Origin of the sequence: Paenibacillus sp. B2(2019), assembly GCF_008370385.1 — a bacterium.
Classification (GTDB): Bacteria; Bacillota; Bacilli; order Paenibacillales; family Paenibacillaceae; genus Paenibacillus_AQ.
Window position 1 is genome coordinate 43,705 of record NZ_VTZR01000010.1, and the last position, 16,236, is coordinate 59,940.

At 44.7% G+C, this 16,236-nt stretch carries 14 protein-coding genes; 13 read left to right on the plus strand and 1 reads right to left on the minus strand.

Features of this window, described 5'->3' with window-relative positions:
- The first annotated feature begins 56 nt into the window (after positions 1 to 56).
- From PAENI_RS08240 to PAENI_RS08265, 6 genes are all read left to right on the plus strand, one after another.
- Positions 57 to 1,601: a M23 family metallopeptidase gene (locus tag PAENI_RS08240; RefSeq protein WP_149644937.1), complete on the plus strand. Its 1,545-nt coding sequence runs from the start codon at positions 57 to 59 to the stop codon at positions 1,599 to 1,601.
- Positions 1,602 to 1,790: 189 nt separating this feature from the next.
- The gene (yycF, locus tag PAENI_RS08245; protein ID WP_094869741.1) at positions 1,791 to 2,522 is read left to right on the plus strand and encodes a response regulator YycF; all 732 of its coding nucleotides are present in this window, start codon (positions 1,791 to 1,793) and stop codon (positions 2,520 to 2,522) included.
- Positions 2,522 to 4,351, plus strand: a complete 1,830-nt coding sequence (walK, locus tag PAENI_RS08250) for a cell wall metabolism sensor histidine kinase WalK (RefSeq protein WP_042193031.1) — start codon at positions 2,522 to 2,524, stop codon at positions 4,349 to 4,351. The genes yycF and walK overlap by 1 nt, the downstream gene beginning before the upstream one ends.
- Positions 4,348 to 5,640, plus strand: coding sequence for a YycH family regulatory protein (locus PAENI_RS08255; RefSeq protein ID WP_042193030.1), 1,293 nt, complete (start codon positions 4,348 to 4,350; stop codon positions 5,638 to 5,640). The genes walK and PAENI_RS08255 overlap by 4 nt, the downstream gene beginning before the upstream one ends.
- A gap of 38 nt (positions 5,641 to 5,678) precedes the next feature.
- A complete protein-coding gene (gene yycI, locus PAENI_RS08260) occupies positions 5,679 to 6,419 on the plus strand; it encodes a two-component system regulatory protein YycI (RefSeq protein WP_042193029.1) in 741 nt (246 codons plus the stop codon).
- Between the two features lie 14 nt (positions 6,420 to 6,433).
- Positions 6,434 to 7,243 carry an MBL fold metallo-hydrolase gene (locus PAENI_RS08265; RefSeq protein ID WP_042193028.1) on the plus strand — a complete coding sequence of 270 codons (810 nt, stop codon included), beginning with the start codon at positions 6,434 to 6,436 and terminating at the stop codon, positions 7,241 to 7,243.
- Here PAENI_RS08265 and PAENI_RS08270 read toward each other — a convergent pair.
- Complete coding sequence (locus PAENI_RS08270; RefSeq protein ID WP_042193027.1) at positions 7,209 to 7,418, minus strand: hypothetical protein; 210 nt, start codon at positions 7,416 to 7,418, stop codon at positions 7,209 to 7,211. The genes PAENI_RS08265 and PAENI_RS08270 overlap by 35 nt on opposite strands.
- 375 nt (positions 7,419 to 7,793) lie before the next feature.
- Between PAENI_RS08270 and PAENI_RS08275 the strand changes: the two genes are divergently transcribed.
- The 7 genes from PAENI_RS08275 to cydC all read left to right on the plus strand — a co-directional run bounded on the left by PAENI_RS08275 (position 7,794) and on the right by cydC (position 16,126).
- Complete coding sequence (locus PAENI_RS08275) at positions 7,794 to 9,038, plus strand: S1C family serine protease (protein ID WP_042193026.1); 1,245 nt, start codon at positions 7,794 to 7,796, stop codon at positions 9,036 to 9,038.
- Positions 9,039 to 9,457: 419 nt separating this feature from the next.
- Positions 9,458 to 9,658, plus strand: coding sequence for a cold-shock protein (locus tag PAENI_RS08280; protein WP_019914582.1), 201 nt, complete (start codon positions 9,458 to 9,460; stop codon positions 9,656 to 9,658).
- 92 nt (positions 9,659 to 9,750) lie between these two features.
- Positions 9,751 to 9,981 carry a cold-shock protein gene (locus PAENI_RS08285; RefSeq protein WP_042131698.1) on the plus strand — a complete coding sequence of 77 codons (231 nt, stop codon included), beginning with the start codon at positions 9,751 to 9,753 and terminating at the stop codon, positions 9,979 to 9,981.
- A 223-nt stretch (positions 9,982 to 10,204) separates the two neighbouring features.
- Positions 10,205 to 11,599, plus strand: coding sequence for a cytochrome ubiquinol oxidase subunit I (locus PAENI_RS08290; protein WP_149644938.1), 1,395 nt, complete (start codon positions 10,205 to 10,207; stop codon positions 11,597 to 11,599).
- Entirely contained in the window at positions 11,596 to 12,612 is a 1,017-nt protein-coding gene (cydB, locus tag PAENI_RS08295; RefSeq protein WP_149644939.1) for a cytochrome d ubiquinol oxidase subunit II, read from the plus strand. Before PAENI_RS08290 ends, cydB begins: the two co-directional genes overlap by 4 nt.
- Positions 12,612 to 14,378, plus strand: a complete 1,767-nt coding sequence (gene cydD / locus PAENI_RS08300; protein WP_149644940.1) for a thiol reductant ABC exporter subunit CydD — start codon at positions 12,612 to 12,614, stop codon at positions 14,376 to 14,378. Before cydB ends, cydD begins: the two co-directional genes overlap by 1 nt.
- Positions 14,375 to 16,126, plus strand: coding sequence for a thiol reductant ABC exporter subunit CydC (gene cydC / locus PAENI_RS08305; protein WP_149644941.1), 1,752 nt, complete (start codon positions 14,375 to 14,377; stop codon positions 16,124 to 16,126). Before cydD ends, cydC begins: the two co-directional genes overlap by 4 nt.
- Positions 16,127 to 16,236: the final 110 nt, after the last annotated feature.

The following is a 16,236-nucleotide window of genomic DNA, read 5'->3' on the forward strand; positions in this document are numbered from 1 at the left end:
ATAACTAGCTTGGCCGCTCGTCTCGGATGACCGAGCGGACTGAAAGGGAGAGTTTCATGAAGGGATTTAAGTTCATGCGCCGGATGGGGAAACTGCGGAATAGTGACACAGCAGAATCCGGAGCAGATGTTCAGCAGAGCCACAATTTCGATCACGACTCCACACACTTTCATCAAGAAAAAGGAACTCGTAGATTCCGGCACTCTTGGATTTTGGGAGCTGTTGGTCTAGTACTTCTAACCACTGTGTTAATTGGTGCAGAGAAAAAGTATGTAGCAGCCAATACTGAAACCTTCTATCAAGTGTTGGTGAAGGGTAAGGAGATCGGGAAGCTTAACGATCAGGCACAGCTTAATCAGCTGTATGATAAGAAGCAACAGGAATATCAGGACAAGTATCCAGATTCAACGATGGTGCTTCAGACAGAAGGCATTACAATTAAACAGGAGAAAGCGTACAAGCCGGAAGTTGATAGTGAAGCAACGCTTAATAAACTAGATGGAATGCTGAAGGCCTATGCCGTAGGTGTACAATTATTGGTAGATGGCAAGGTGGTTGGCATTGTTAAGGATCAAGAGACCGCAAATGCGGTGCTTGAAGGGGTAAAGAATCATTATGTTCCGCAAACTAAAGTAGCAACGGCTAGTAAGCTCACAAGAACAGCAGCCTCAAGTTCAAGTGCTGCGAAAGCAAAAGCTCCTAACCAAGTGGAGTCAGTCAAAATTAGTGAAGAAGTTGCTATTGTTCCAGTGAAGACAGATCCTAACAAAGTGTTGGATGTCGAGGAAGCGGTCAAAACTCTTACCGAGGGTAAAGAAGCACCACTTCTTTATACCGTTCAAGAGGGCGATACGATTTCGGGGATTGCCAAACGGTTTGAAATTACACAAAAAGAGATCTATAGTAACAACCCGGATGTGAAAGAGCTAACGTTGAAGATTGGAGATACACTGAAGCTGAAGGTACCACAGCCAGATGTTACAGTTGTTACTGTAGAGCAAGTGTCAGAGCAGGTGGTTACTGAGCCTGAAGTGATCGTGCGTAAAAGTGACCAGTTACCAGCAGGCAAAAGTAAGGTCGTTCGTCCAGGACAAACGGGCCTTAAAGAAATGCAGTATCGGTTAACAAAGAAAAACGGAATGGTCGTACAAGAAGAGTGGTTGGGTCAGACCGTTATTAAATCTTCACTCCCTGAAGTGGTTTATCGGGGTACGAAGGTAGTTGGTGAAGGAACAGGCATGTTCAGTTGGCCAGTAAGCGGAGCAACCCTTACTAGTAGTTTCGGTGAGCGCTGGAGCCGTGCTCATAAGGGTCTAGATATGGTATCTGGCAACCGAAGCATTAAAGCCTCTGATGCCGGAACTGTAATCTTTGCTGGTGTGAAGAGTGGATATGGAAATGTGGTTATCGTGGATCACCGTAACGGATACGAAACCTATTATGGCCACTTAAACAGCATCTCCGTTTCTACGGGACAGCGTTTGGAGCAAGGCGCCAAAATTGGCGTAATGGGCAATACTGGACGCTCGACGGGAACACATCTGCATTTTGAGATTCGGAAGAATGGCACTGCAGTAAATCCAATGAAGTATTTGCGATAATTCATACTTTAACCTCAACTGCTCGATTAAACTCGAGCGGTTTTATTTTTTTTAATATAGGAATGACGATATAGCTGTTTCTTTTTGCTGGGGAAGCCGATTCCTTATTTCGTAGGATGTGACGGTAAGACAGGTATGTTAAAATAAAGGAATGATCTTTAAGTAGGGATAGGAAGGTGAAGCTGAGACATGCAGATGGGAACGATTCTGGTAGTAGACGATGAACAGCCTATTGCTGATATATTGAAGTTTAATCTAGAAAAAGAAGGCTACGAGGTTATTTGTGCTTTTGATGGTAACAGTGCAGTGGAGTTGGCATTGTCCAAAAAGCCTGATCTTATGCTGCTTGATCTTATGCTGCCTGGTAAGGACGGGATGGATGTTTGTCGTGAGGTTCGTTCTGCACATTTGGACATTCCTATCATTATGCTTACTGCCAAAGACGGAGAGATTGATAAAGTGCTTGGTCTAGAGCTTGGTGCGGATGATTATGTGACCAAACCTTTTAGTACACGTGAGCTACTCGCCAGAGTGAAGGCCCAAATGCGGAGACAGCACAAACCGTCACCGCCGGGAACGGCGAATGAACCTGCGGAGACCAGACAGGGTATTTACCATTTTGATCTATTTATTGATACAGATATGTATCTGGTATATAAGGGTGGGGAGCCGCTTGATTTGACCCATCGTGAATATGAGTTGCTCTACTATATGATTAAACATGCGGGTAAGGTGATGACCCGGGAGCATTTACTGCAGGCCGTGTGGGGATTCGAGTATTTCGGCGATGTGCGGACCGTAGACGTGACGATCCGTCGTCTAAGAGAGAAAATTGAGGAGAATCCCAGCAAGCCGGAATATATTTATACTCGGCGCGGACTTGGCTATTTGATGCATAGCCCTAAAAGCGGAGGACTGTGATGAAGTGGTGGTCCTTTTTCCGGACAATTCAGGCCAAGCTTATTATTATTTATGTGCTGCTGATTCTGATAGCTATGCAGTTAATTGGAGTCTATTTTGTCAGTTCGATGAAGAACTCGTTAACGGATAACTTCACGAAGGATCTTAAAGCACGTGCGGAGATGCTGTCCATCCTGACTGCTGATAAATTCGGTAGTGAGGCTGGTACCGTTGACGAGGAAACGGCTGTAGAAAGTCTGCGTGGTATGGTTAATAATCTTTACATTAACGGGGCTGAAATTCAAGTACTTGATGCTAGCGGCAAAATCATCACCACCTCCGTGCCCTCGCAGAATGACTATGTCGGACAGCGCAACACTCAGACCGTAGTCAATCGCGCCTTGCAGGGGATCAGCGATAATGAAGAATATATTATTGCCGATGATAATGTGCGGAAAAAGGTTGTGGCCAAGCCGGTACTTTCCGGTGACAAGGTAGTAGGTGCAATCTATATTGCTGCTGACATGAAAGATTTATATGCGACCATGGGCAGGATCAACAGTGTATTCATCTCTGGTTTGCTGTTAGCCTTGGGATTGACAGTTGTCCTATGTGTTATTCTTGCACACACCATTACGCAGCCGATTAAAGAAATGACTAGGCATGCAACAGCTGTTGCTGAAGGTCGGTTCAATCGAAAAATGCCCGTGCTCGGCAACGATGAAATTGGACAACTCAGTCAGGCATTCAATTATATGACCGGCAGATTGCGTGAGGCGCTCTCTCAGAATGAGGAAGAGAAAGAGAAGCTCACCTCTATTCTGACGAATATGAGCGACGGTGTGGTAGCCACGGATGAGAATGGTGTAGTCATTCTTATGAACCTTCGAGCAGCACTTATGCTGGGAACAGAAGGTCCGTTGCCGGAAGGTGCTCCATTGGATAAATTGCTAGGTCTTGATTATGAGCAGAGTGGTTCCTTGGCTAAAGGAAATGCCCAGTCTGCAATGCTTCATCTGACACATATGGGTGGAGAAGATTCTAATATCGTGAGAGTTACGTTTACTCCGATTCATCGCCGTGAAGGCGGCATTGCCGGTACGATTGCTGTACTGCAGGATGTAACTGAGCAAGAGAACCTGGAGGAATCACGCCGAGAATTCGTCGCGAACGTTTCGCATGAGCTAAGAACACCACTTACAACAATTAAGAGCTATGTGGAGGCACTCGATGATGGAGCGCTTGAGGATCCGCAGTTAGCGGTTCGTTTTGTTGGGGTTATTCGTAACGAAACCGAGCGTATGATTCGTCTGGTTACAGATCTACTGCATCTGTCGCGTCTGGATTCCAAGGAGGCACTTCTCAGAATTCAGCAGACGGATATTACAGAGATGCTAGAGGATGTAGCAGACCGCTTTTCTTTTCAGATTCGGCAGAAGCGGATCGACATTAGTACAAGGGTCCGTAGGGATGTCAGCACAGCATGGCTCGATCGTGATCAAATCGATCAGGTCTTGGGGAATTTGGTCTCCAATGCATTAAAATATACGCCAGAAGGCGGTACGATTGAATTGGAAGCCTTGAAAAGTGAGGATGGAATGCTCTCCATTTCTGTACGTGATTCCGGGATTGGTATTCCGAAGAAAGACATCGAGCGGATCTTTGAACGTTTTTATCGGGTGGATAAGGCGCGCTCACGGAATATGGGAGGCACCGGACTTGGCCTTTCCATTGCCCGGGAAATTGTGAAAGCCCATGGAGGCTCTATTTCCCTGCAATCCGAGCTTAATGAAGGCTCTAAGGTAACCTTTACGCTACCTCTGAATGCGCAAAGGGGGAGTGAGGCATGAAGGAGAGATTGAAGTCATGGATTCTAGCCTTGCTCGTGCTGGGAAGTCTTGTTGAGAGTTACTATTTGATTTATCGCTTGCCTGGTGCAGACTCAGCGGTACTCTCCGAGAATCTATATGTGAAGACAGACAATATGGGACCGGAGGAAAAGGTCGAGAACCTGCTGTACCCTGATAAAATGATCATCCATATGGGCGATAACAAGCATACGCTTTTTTATCCAGACTCAACGTTCTATAGCTTGATTATGAATCGGTTAAAAGGGCGTGGATTTGAAAGCTTCCAGCGGCACTCGGTACAGGATTATGATTGGGATAAGATTCGAAATGAGAATCCGGGGATTGAGCTTTCGTTCGGATCCGGCATTCCGGTAACGTTACTGCAGCGGGTTATGCAGTTGTCACCAGATTCCCTATTTGAAGGAGAAAGCATTGATCGCATTTGGATCTATAACATTAAGAATGACTCCAAAGCGCATGCCATTTTCTTCAGTACGAGAGGCGACATTATATATGAAGCGGCAAAAGCGGATTTAACTGTGCAAGACGTGCAGCAGCATGTGGATTTCGGCAAGAACTGGACGCCTTACAAGTCCGTAGATGGTGATTATTATGTGCCAGACAGCAAGATTTCTCTGGTTCAGGTTGAGATGCCTTCAGGCATGTATACCATAGAACAAATGCAGAACAATCTTTTCTTCGATGTTGGAAGCACTAGATATATTCGCGAGAAAAATGGCTCGGAGATTTATACGGATAGCAAACGGAGTCTTCAGGTCGATAAGGAACGGAATTGGATGAGCTATAGCGATCCTGCCGCACTTCCAGCCGGAGACAGTACACCTGCCAAGGATGCGCTTGAAGCTGTAGAATTTGTGAACCAACATGGTGGATGGAATGGAACCTATCGTCTTGAAGCCACCGAGGAGGGGAGACAGGAGAGAAAGGTCTCTTTTCAACAATATTATGGCTCCTATCCATATGGCTCCTATCCGATCATGAGTAACTCGCAGCTGCAGTATGGTGTAATTAATCTGGAATTGCAGCAAGGCACCGTATCCTCTTATGAACGCTCGTTAATCTATATTGATGAGAGTAAGGCAGAGAAGAAAATCGTAGAGCTATCTGGAGGCGTGGAGCTAGAGAATCAATTGTCTGCGGTTAGCAAAACTTCGGCAGTGAAGGATTTAACGCCTGCGTATGTACCTGTAGTGAAAGAAGAGAAGCTGCAACTACTTCCAGTCTGGAAGGTTACGCTTATTGACGGCAGCGTTCTTACATTAAATTAATGTACAAGTTGTTCATATAACATTTAGGAGGTAAGGGTATGGATTGGGGAAGAGCCAAAAATGTACTAATTTGCGCCTTTTTAGGTCTAAATCTGCTGCTATGTTATCAGCTGTGGATTGATTTGCGCGATCAGGTTAGTGCCAATCTCGATTTCACTTCCCTGTCCGAAGAAACCCAGGCGGTCATGGAGCAGAAAGGGATTCGTGTGTTGTGTCCCATTCCGGCTTCTACCCCGCAGCTTCCTAATATAACTTATCGATATTCTGCTGAAGAGCAGAATGAACCACCCATTAAATTAGATGTTCCTATAGACAGTAAGCTGATCTATTCTTCCTTCACTGACCTTAGCAAGGCGCTTGAGAGTCAAATACCGGATATCGCAAATTATCGTTTTGATTCTCAAGAAAGTGAAGTTGGGAAGTTCGTGCTTCACCCGCTAGTTCAGAATCAGTGGTCGCTATTCCGAGTTAGGTTAGAGTTGATTAATAGTGATCAGAAGATTGTAGCTTTCCGCTCACCTAAGATTGAGATAGGGGCAAGCAGTAGCGATAAGGAACAGAAGGTACTGCCGGCATCGCAAGCGCTTAGCAGTTTGATTGAAAAATATTTTCCGGCAGACTCCGTAGTAAAGGAGATTGAGCTTGGTTATTATGGTGAGTTGTTCAACTCCGAAAGTCAGGTAGCGTCGCCAATGTGGCGGTTCATGCTGGAGAACGGCAATGCCTATTATGTGGATGCTATAAGTGCGGACATCATCAGTCCGAAGACAACAGATTAGAAGGAGTAAGGAAAATGGGGATTTCATTTACAGTACTGTCCAGTGGTTCTACCGGAAATGTAACGGTGGTTCGGAACGGGGAGACAACACTTATGATTGACGCGGGACTAAGTGCCAAGCGGATCGATGAGCTGTTGGCCATGCGCGAGCTAACGGGTAATGATATAGACGGGATTCTAGTCACACACGAGCATTCCGATCATATTAAAGGACTCGGGGCAATGGCCCGTAAATACGATCTTCCGATTTATGCGAACACCAATACCTGGGGAGCCATTGAAAAAGGCATTGGAAAAATACCCGACTATAACCGAATCATTATGGAGTCGGGACAGCATAGGGATTTTGGTAGTCTGCGTGTAGAATCGTTTGCAATTTCTCATGATGCGGCGGAGCCGGTGGGTTACAATTTTTATGATGGAAAAGAAAAACTGTGTGTAGCTACAGATCTGGGATATGTTAGCGACAAGGTAAGAGATGCGATTTCAGAGGCGGACGTATTGGTGCTGGAGGCGAATCATGATATTGAAATGCTGAGGATGGGACGTTATCCGTGGAATACGAAACGACGTATACTTGGCGATATGGGTCACCTTTCTAATGAAGCAGCCGGAGCAGCACTAAGTGAAATTCTCACAGGACGGACTAAACGTACCTATTTAGCGCATTTAAGCCGGGATCATAATATGATGGATTTGGCTAAAATGTCGGTACGTTGCGCAATGGAGGATCGGGGCTGTTTCTTTAAAGATAGTGAGTTTAAGCTTTGCGATACGTATTATGACCAACCTACGCCATGGGATAAGTTGAGCCAGTTGTCATAAGCTGATCAAGCTCGGCAGTCTTTCGTTCTAATTCTTGGCGGGAGATCAGGCCTTTATCGATCATCAATTCGATCATAGCACTGAAGGCAAGGGTCATATGGTAGTGTTCATCCTTCAAATCGCCAAGCTTACCGATAAACTCCACCAGATCCATACTTGTGGAAAAAGAATTCATAATTATACCTCCTTATGTAGTAAAAGCAGAACTCGAGTTGTAAAAAATTCGCAGGCTTTTTACCTCAGGAAAATCACGAATTGAGGGTTGCCTGTGATACAATTATAGACGTGATAAGCAAACTCTAAATTTATGGAACCTTTCTATTAGTGTAGTCTTTTAAGTTGCAAAATATTCCTAGTAGAGAAGATATATTGAAAGATTCTAAAATTCTTTCGATTAACTGAAACTATTGTGTGGTTAATGGATAAAGTGAAACTTTTTAGTGATTGTTGGAGTCTAAAGGATGCAGAGGTATATGCTTGGAACGTGATTGCTAGAGGTTCAGGTTTTTAGATACTGTGAACGGTTGGCAATAGAAGGGGGAGATTTTCGGTGGGATTGTTTGATGACGATTTCTATTCAACTAAAGTATCACGGTCCAGAGGGGATGAAGCATCAAAGGGATCATTTGCTAACCGCAAGCATTCTGTGCGAAGATCGCGCAAGGGCTTATCCACTTGGCAAATATCCGCCGTCTGCTCCTTAATCAGTGCTGTGGTGGCAGTGTTTTTATTCAGTATGCTTACTGGACAAATGAGTCACGAAACTGCCCCGAAGTCGGTAGTAACAACTGGGGAGGTTGCCCCAAGCAGAGATCCGTTTGACCGTATCATTCAAGCCGCTGCTACGGTTCGTCCTGCAGTAGTAAGTATTATCAACCATAAAGAAGATAATAAAGAATTGAACATTCTGGATGAGTCAGCATTAGGCTCTGGAGTGATTTATAAAAAGGTAGATAATAAAGCATTTATCATTACTAATAACCATGTCATCGAAGACTCTAGCAATCTTGAGGTCGTAACAGTAGATGGCGAGACACGTAAAGCTACACTTGTTGGAACGGATAAAGTGAGTGACATCGCGGTGCTTTCTATTGATGCCAAGGGTATCAATACAATCGCAGAGCTCGGGGATTCCTCGAAGCTTCGTCTAGGTGAAACGGTCATTGCCATCGGAAACCCGTTGGGACTTGGTGACACATTGACTTCAGGTATTGTCAGCTATACTGAACGGAAGGTTCCCGTATCCTTGAATCAGGACGGCGTATATGATTGGGAGCAAGAGGTCATTCAGACCGATGCGGCAATTAATGAAGGCAATAGCGGCGGGGCGCTTGTGGATCTGGATGGTAAAGTCATCGGTATTAACACGATGAAAATCTCCGATGCAGGTGTAGAAGGGCTGGGTTTTGCTATTCCAGCTAACCATGTGATAGATACCGCTAATGAACTGGCTGAGAAAGGGCGGATTGCCCGTTCCTACTTAGGCGTATATTCGGTAGATTTAAACAATCCTTACATTCCTCTCGCAGAGGACCAACGCAAGGAGCTGAACCTACCGAACAATGTTAAGGATGGGGTTGTCGTTCTGGATGCTGTTGGACCTGCACAAGAAGCGGGAATACAGTTCAATGATGTAATTACGAAATTTAATGATGAACCTATTACATCCACGCTTTCCCTTCGCAAGTATTTATATAATCAGACGAAGATTGGTGAGGATCTGAAGATTACCTATTATCGAAATGGGAAAGTCAATCAGACTACAGTAAAACTTCTTGAAAAACCAGAGGAATAATATGCTGGAAGTCGGCATATAATGATATAGCAGTAATGACAAGTAGAGCGGACTACCCCTTCGGTTGAGAAGGTAGAGCTTCCTGAAATAGCGATACTCTGTATCGCTATCGGGGATCTATTTCTTCTAAAGTTTTGATAAATATGGCAATTATAAGCTGATTTAATCAATTTTGGGCTGACTGGCAACCCTTACATTGGAAGGTGATACTTATTAGGGTAGAAACGGATATATACGGATGCCAGCTTGCCTTTGCTAATCAGGTGTGGTAATATGATATCAATCATACATTTAGTCCCTAATTTTCGCATTGAAAAGGGCTGTTATATTCGGTAATACAACCTTTTTCAATGTGTGAATTTTTTCTTTGTTTGAAGATAAAAAGAACATATTAATTTAAATTTGTGGAGGTAACACACATGCAAACAGGTACAGTTAAATGGTTCAACGCAGAAAAAGGATTCGGATTTATCGAAGTTGAAGGCGGAAGCGACGTATTCGTTCACTTCAGCGCAATCACTGGCGACGGCTTCAAAACTTTGGACGAAGGCCAACGCGTTGAATTCAACGTTGTTCAAGGCAACCGTGGACCACAAGCCGAAAACGTTGTAAAACTGTAATAATAGAAGAAACCGTCCCAGCTTGTGAAAGTTGGGACGGTCTTTTTATATCTAGTTAGTCACTATTGACTTACAGGATGGGAGGAACGGCAATGAACTACCGGAAGAAACCTTTGGAAGAAATACCGGAAGAAAATACCGCGATTTGGGCGTGTACCAATGATGGATGCAACGGATGGATGAGGGATAATTTCGCATTTGAACATGCGCCTTCTTGCCGTCTATGTGACTCTCCAATGGTTCGCAGCACGAAGATGCTACCACAATTGCTTAATTCGAATGGCGATCTCAAATCGCTGAAGAAGGGTATTTCCATTACCTAACCAATGCCTTTATGAGTCAAGCTTGTTATAGAGCAGTGAACAACTTCAAGACGGTTAAACCGTCTTATTTTTTTTGCTTTTTTTAAGGTAAATTGTGATTTTTGTCACAAATCATTTGAATTTCACCGTTAAAAGTACCTCTTTGTGTGACATTTATCACAAAATGACGTCTAAATTTTTGACACAATATAATTAACGAAAAGGGGAGAAGGAAGGGAAAAATATGGATACAGTAATGCTGTCGCGTATACAATTTGCGTCGACGACAATATTCCACTATTTCTTTGTACCGGTATCAATCGGACTAGCGCTCTTGATTGCGATCATGGAGACCATGTACGTTAGAAAAGGCAATGAAGAGTACAAAAGAATGGCACAGTTCTGGGGAAAGCTGTTTCTCATCAACTTTGCAGTAGGGGTAGTTACAGGTATTTTGCAGGAATTTCAGTTCGGGATGAACTGGTCTGATTATTCACGTTTTGTGGGTGATGTATTCGGGGCTCCACTTGCAGTCGAAGCATTGGCAGCTTTTTTTCTGGAGTCTACTTTTATTGGCATCTGGATATTCGGCTGGGACAAAGTGTCCAAAAGAGTGCACTTGTTATCCATCTGGCTAGTAGCTTTCGGTACGATGTTATCCGCTTTCTGGATTCTAGCAGCGAACTCCTTTATGCAGCATCCTGTGGGATTTGAGATAAATAATGGACGGGCAGAAATGAATGATTTCTTCGCGCTCATTACGAACGGACAATTGCTGGTTGAATTCCCGCACACGGTTCTTGCTGCGTATGCAACAGGCGCCTTCCTCGTAACGGGTATTAGTGCGTATAAGATATTGAAGAAACAAGATGTATCTTTCTTTAAGAAATCTTTTCAAATTGCAGCAATCGTAGGTATCATTTCTTCTATTGGTGTAGCCGTGGCAGGCCATGCGCAAGCACAGTATTTGGTTGAGACTCAACCTATGAAGATGGCGGCTTCCGAAGGACTGTGGGGTAAGAGTGGTGACCCGGCACCTTGGACCGTATGGGCAAACATTGATCCTGAGAAGCAAGAAAGTACTGGAGAATTTCAAATTCCGTATATGCTGAGCTTCCTTTCATACAGTAAATTTTCCGGTGAAGTTAAAGGTATGCTTGAGCTGCAAGCTGAGTATGAGCAAACCTATGGCCCCGGTGACTATATCCCGCCTGTACGTACGACATTCTGGAGTTTCCGGATCATGGTTCTAGCAGGAACATTGATGATTGTACTGGGTATGTACGCAATGTATTTAATGTGGCGCAAAAAGATGGACCGTCCAAACACTTGGTTTATGCGGTTTATGTTATGGGGACTATTGCTTCCTCCAATCGCGAATACAGCGGGTTGGGTCATGACCGAATTCGGGCGTCAGCCATGGACAGTATTCGGACTGATGACAACGGAAGACAGTGTATCGCCTAATATTACGAGTGGTCAGGTTCTATTCTCTGTTATTTCTTTTACAGCGATTTACGCCATTCTCGGATTAGTTCTAATTGGTTTGTTTATGAAAGTGATTAAAAAAGGTCCTTATGCGATGGATAACGATCACGGGGATTCGCATGATCCATATAACGAGGAGGGCGCCCAATGATGTCTCTTAATGAATTGTGGTTTGTGCTCATTGCAGTTCTGTTTATAGGGTTCTTCTTCCTGGAGGGTTTCGATTTCGGCGTAGGGATGGAAACACAAATTCTCGCTAAGAATGATACAGAGCGCCGGATTCTGATTAACTCGATCGGACCCTTCTGGGATGGAAATGAGGTATGGCTAATTACAGCCGCGGGTGCAATGTTTGCGGCTTTCCCTGAGTGGTATGCAACATTATTTAGTGGATTTTACATTCCCTTTGTCTTTGCTTTATTAGCTTTGATTGCACGTGGTGTTGCTTTTGAATTTAGAGGTAAACGGGATTCCGTAGCTTGGAAAAAAACTTGGGATGTGTGTATCTTTTTCGGCAGCTTCCTCCCACCGTTCCTCCTTGCTGTGGTGTTCGCCAGCTTCATCAAAGGTTTGCCGATTGATGGGGATATGCAAATGTACGCAAGTTTTACAGATATCGTAAATGTGTATACCGTAGTAGCTGGTGTGACTGTTGTCCTTCTTTGTTTGGTACATGGTCTCATGTTCACAACGTTGCGTACAGTGGGAGATCTACAGGCTCGCGCTCGAAAAATGGCGCAAAGATTGCTTTTGCCACTTGGGGCCTTATTGCTTGCTTTCGTGGTAATGACTTATTATATGACTGATATTTTCGAACAACGTGGTTTAGTTCTTATGATTATAGTAGTGCTGGGAATTATCGCGTTCATATTATCGGGTTATTTCATGACGAAGAAGAAGGATGGCTATGCTTTTGGTATGACAGGAGCGGTAATAGCATTGTCCGTAACTTCTATCTTTGTAGGATTGTTCCCACGTGTTATGATTAGTTCAATCGATCAAGCCTTTAATTTGACAATCACCAATGCGGCTTCGGGACATTACTCTTTAAAGGTAATGACGATTGTGGCACTGACCATCCTTCCATTCGTATTGGGATATCAAATTTGGAGTTACTTTGTCTTTCATAAACGCGTTCACGAGAAGGAGCATCTTGAATACTAATGGATAAAAATTTGCTTGGGTATAAAGGAGTTAAGCCGGTATTTCTGATCGTTGGCCTCCTTACCCTGGTGCAAAGCATGTCCATACTTCTGCTGGCCAAATGGCTGGCAGAAGTCATCTCTGCGCTATTTGCAGGAGAACCTCTGAAGGAACAATGGGCTACTTCGCTATTGTTCCTTCTTGCATTTCTAGTGCGCCATGCTTGCGCCATGCTGATGAGCCGTATCTCTTACCGCTTTGCGGAAGCAACGGGCAGCAACATGCGGAGGGAAATGATGGATAAGCTCTTCCAGCTTGGACCCAGAATGGTGGGCGGGCGTGGAACCGGGGATCTTGTCACACTTGTGCTGGAAGGCGTAACAAAGTTCCGCACATATTTAGAAGCGATTATCCCTAGAATGGTAGGGATGTCAATTACACCGATTTTGGTACTTATTTATATCTACAAGATGGATACCGCGAGTGGGATAATTCTAACGATCACCATGCCGATTATTATTGTTTTTATGATCTTGATCGGGATGACGGCTCGCAAGCAGATGGACCGTCAGCTGAAATCTTATCGCACCTTATCTAATCATTTCGTAGACTCCCTCCGTGGGCTAGAAACGCTGAAATTTCTGGGCCGCAGTCGTAGTCATAGCACGAGTATTGCCACCGTTAGCGATCGATATCGCTCGGCGACGATGCGTACACTGCGAGTGGCCTTTTTATCTTCGTTCGCGCTAGACTTCTTTACGATGTTATCCGTTGCTTCCGTCGCGGTAAGTCTCGGCCTGCGTCTGGTCAACGATCAGATGACCCTTGTTACGGGTTTAACCATTCTGATCTTGGCACCGGAATATTTTTTGCCTGTACGATTGGTAGGTTCGGATTTCCATGCTACTCTCGATGGTAAGGAAGCCGCTGAGGCAATGAAGAGCATTATAGATCAGGATGAAGTGAAAGCTGAAGTAGTAGGTTTTAATGGTGACCAAGCATTGAAATCAGCATCTAAAACATCAGAAGAGATATTCACTTGGCATAAAAATAGCACACTTATATTAAATGATGTCAGTGTGAAATACGAGGAAGCTGGTCTTTCTTCGCTGGAAGCGGTGAACCTGCAATTTAAAGGAGCAAGCAAAATTGGGATTATCGGAGAGAGTGGGGCCGGTAAATCTACACTAGTCGATATCTTGGGTGGTTTCTTACACCCTACTTCAGGAAGTATCACAGTAAACGGTACAACGGTTAGCGCATTAACGGATGAGGCTTGGCGAAAGCAGACCTCGTATATCCCGCAGCGCCCTTATATTTTTAGTGGTACATTGGCTGAAAATATTCGCTTCTATTACCCTGAAGCTTCTATGGAAGCTGTGGCTGCAGCTGTGAAAGCTACCGGATTATCAGAGCTGGTGGCAACCCTTCCGAATGGCTTGGATGAGATGATCGGCGGCGGCGGTCGTTCGTTCAGTGGCGGGCAGGAGCAGCGGGTTGCGCTGGCTCGAGCTTTACTCAGCAGTCGTCCAATTATGTTATTAGATGAGCCAACGGCGCATCTGGATATTGAGACGGAATATGAGCTGAAGGAGACGATGGTGTCTCTTTTTGAAGGAAAGCTGGTCTTTCTGGCTACACATCGCCTGCACTGGATGCTTGATATGGACATTATTGTAGTAATGAAACAAGGAAAAGTGGCAGAAATCGGTACCCATCAGGAGTTGCTTGCCCGCAAGGGTGCGTATTATGAGTTGATTGGGTCGCAATTGGAGGGAATCCATTGAAACGTGAAGGATGGTTTGCTCCGTATGTATCGTCGTATTTTTGGCGTTTTGTGCTTATTATCGTGCTTGGGGCGTTGACGATTTTTACAGCCTCATCATTAATGTATACTTCAGGATTTCTGATCTCAAAAGCGTCTACACCCGTCGAAAATATTCTAATGATTTATGTACCGATTGTAGGTGTGCGTACGTTCGGAACGAGTCGGGCTGTCATTCATTATGTAGAACGTTTAGTTGGGCATGACACGATTTTGCGAATTCTATCTAAGATGCGTGTGCGTCTGTACAATATCTTGGAGCCACAGGCTTTGTTCCTGTCGTCGCGCTTCCGCACTGGGGATATTCTCGGGATGCTTGCGGATGACATTGAATATTTGCAAAATGTATATCTGCGCACCGTTTTTCCAAGCATCATTGCTTTGCTGATTTATGGAGCAGCTGTGATTGCACTGGGTACTTTTGATATCGCCTTTGCGCTATTGATGGCTCTGTATATATTGGTGTTAGTAGTGGTGTTGCCGTTCTTATCTCTATTGTTCACACAGAAGCGCCAACGTGAAGTGAAAGTAGAGCGTAATCGTCTCTATCAAAAGCTGACTGACGCCGTACTTGGTATGGGTGACTGGGTCATTAGTGGACGACAAAGCCAGTTCGTAGATACTTATGAAGCAGATGAGAGAAAAGTAGCCAAAACCGATGCAGCGCTGCGCAGCTGGGCACGTATTCGTACGTTCATTGGGCAAGCGGTAATTGGGATTGGTGTGCTTTCTATGCTATATTGGGCCGCTGGAGAGTTTGCAGATGGTGCTATTGCGGGTACATTGATTGCGGCGTTCGTACTGGTTGTTTTTCCTGTAGCAGATGCCTTTCTGCCAGTGTCTGAAGCGGTGGAGAAAATCCCGCAGTACCGTAACTCCTTAGAGCGATTGTCTGGTGTAAATGGAACTGATCAGAACATCGTCTCTGAAAAAGCAACTGTAGTCGATGCTCTGCCTCAGGCCATGAAGAGTGCTCACATCAAGCTCGAAAATGTAGGTTACCACTATGGTTCAGAGGCTAACTGGTCGGTTCGCGATCTCAGCCTCGATATTCCACAAGGTAAGAAGATTGCGATCATCGGCCGAAGTGGTGCGGGTAAATCGACGTTATTAAAGGCTATTCAAGGTGTTATTGAACCTTCTGACGGCTCGGTTACGATTAATGGAATCGCTGCAGATGCCTATGGCGAGCATATTCCTTCTATTATAGCGGTGCTTAATCAGAGTCCACATTTGTTCGATACTACAGTAGCTAACAATATTCGTATGGGTGATCCGAAGGCTTCCGAACAAGCCATTAAAGAAGCTGGCGCCTTAGCCAAAATGGATACGTTGATCTCCTCGTTGCCAGATGGATATGATACCTTTGTCCGTGAAGCAGGGCAACGATTCTCTGGTGGAGAGCGTCAGCGGATAGCGTTAGCTCGTATTTTGCTGCAAAATACCCCTGTTGTCATACTCGACGAACCGACTGTAGGGTTGGACCCGCGGACAGAACGTGATCTTTTGAATACAATGTTCGAAGCCATGAAGGATAAGTCACTAATTTGGGTAACGCATCATTTGGTCGGTGCGGAGCAGATGGATGAAGTGGTTTTTATGGAAAATGGCTCGGTAGAAATGCGTGGAACCCATGCGGAGCTGATGAAAAAAGAACCACGTTACCGCAGATTGTATGAGCTGGATCGTCCGGTGGAGTTTCTAGGGTAGGATGGAGAGTTTAAAATAATATTTATAGAAAATAGAGAGAGATAAGTGATGAGATTCCTTTTGCCCTTCGGGGTGAGAGGAATCTTTTTTTGGTGAAGGGCAAGAATATA

What these genes read in the sequence shown, in the direction of transcription:
- PAENI_RS08240 (WP_149644937.1), top strand. Translation starts at nt 57, where the DNA reads ATGAAGGGATTTAAGTTCATGCGCCGGATGGGGAAACTGCGGAATAGT.
- yycF (WP_094869741.1), top strand. Translation starts at nt 1,791, where the DNA reads ATGCAGATGGGAACGATTCTGGTAGTAGACGATGAACAGCCTATTGCT.
- walK (WP_042193031.1), top strand. Translation starts at nt 2,522, where the DNA reads ATGAAGTGGTGGTCCTTTTTCCGGACAATTCAGGCCAAGCTTATTATT.
- PAENI_RS08255 (WP_042193030.1), top strand. Translation starts at nt 4,348, where the DNA reads ATGAAGGAGAGATTGAAGTCATGGATTCTAGCCTTGCTCGTGCTGGGA.
- yycI (WP_042193029.1), top strand. Translation starts at nt 5,679, where the DNA reads ATGGATTGGGGAAGAGCCAAAAATGTACTAATTTGCGCCTTTTTAGGT.
- PAENI_RS08265 (WP_042193028.1), top strand. Translation starts at nt 6,434, where the DNA reads ATGGGGATTTCATTTACAGTACTGTCCAGTGGTTCTACCGGAAATGTA.
- PAENI_RS08270 (WP_042193027.1), bottom strand. Translation starts at nt 7,418, where the DNA reads ATGAATTCTTTTTCCACAAGTATGGATCTGGTGGAGTTTATCGGTAAG.
- PAENI_RS08280 (WP_019914582.1), top strand. Translation starts at nt 9,458, where the DNA reads ATGCAAACAGGTACAGTTAAATGGTTCAACGCAGAAAAAGGATTCGGA.
- PAENI_RS08285 (WP_042131698.1), top strand. Translation starts at nt 9,751, where the DNA reads ATGAACTACCGGAAGAAACCTTTGGAAGAAATACCGGAAGAAAATACC.
- PAENI_RS08290 (WP_149644938.1), top strand. Translation starts at nt 10,205, where the DNA reads ATGGATACAGTAATGCTGTCGCGTATACAATTTGCGTCGACGACAATA.
- cydB (WP_149644939.1), top strand. Translation starts at nt 11,596, where the DNA reads ATGATGTCTCTTAATGAATTGTGGTTTGTGCTCATTGCAGTTCTGTTT.
- cydD (WP_149644940.1), top strand. Translation starts at nt 12,612, where the DNA reads ATGGATAAAAATTTGCTTGGGTATAAAGGAGTTAAGCCGGTATTTCTG.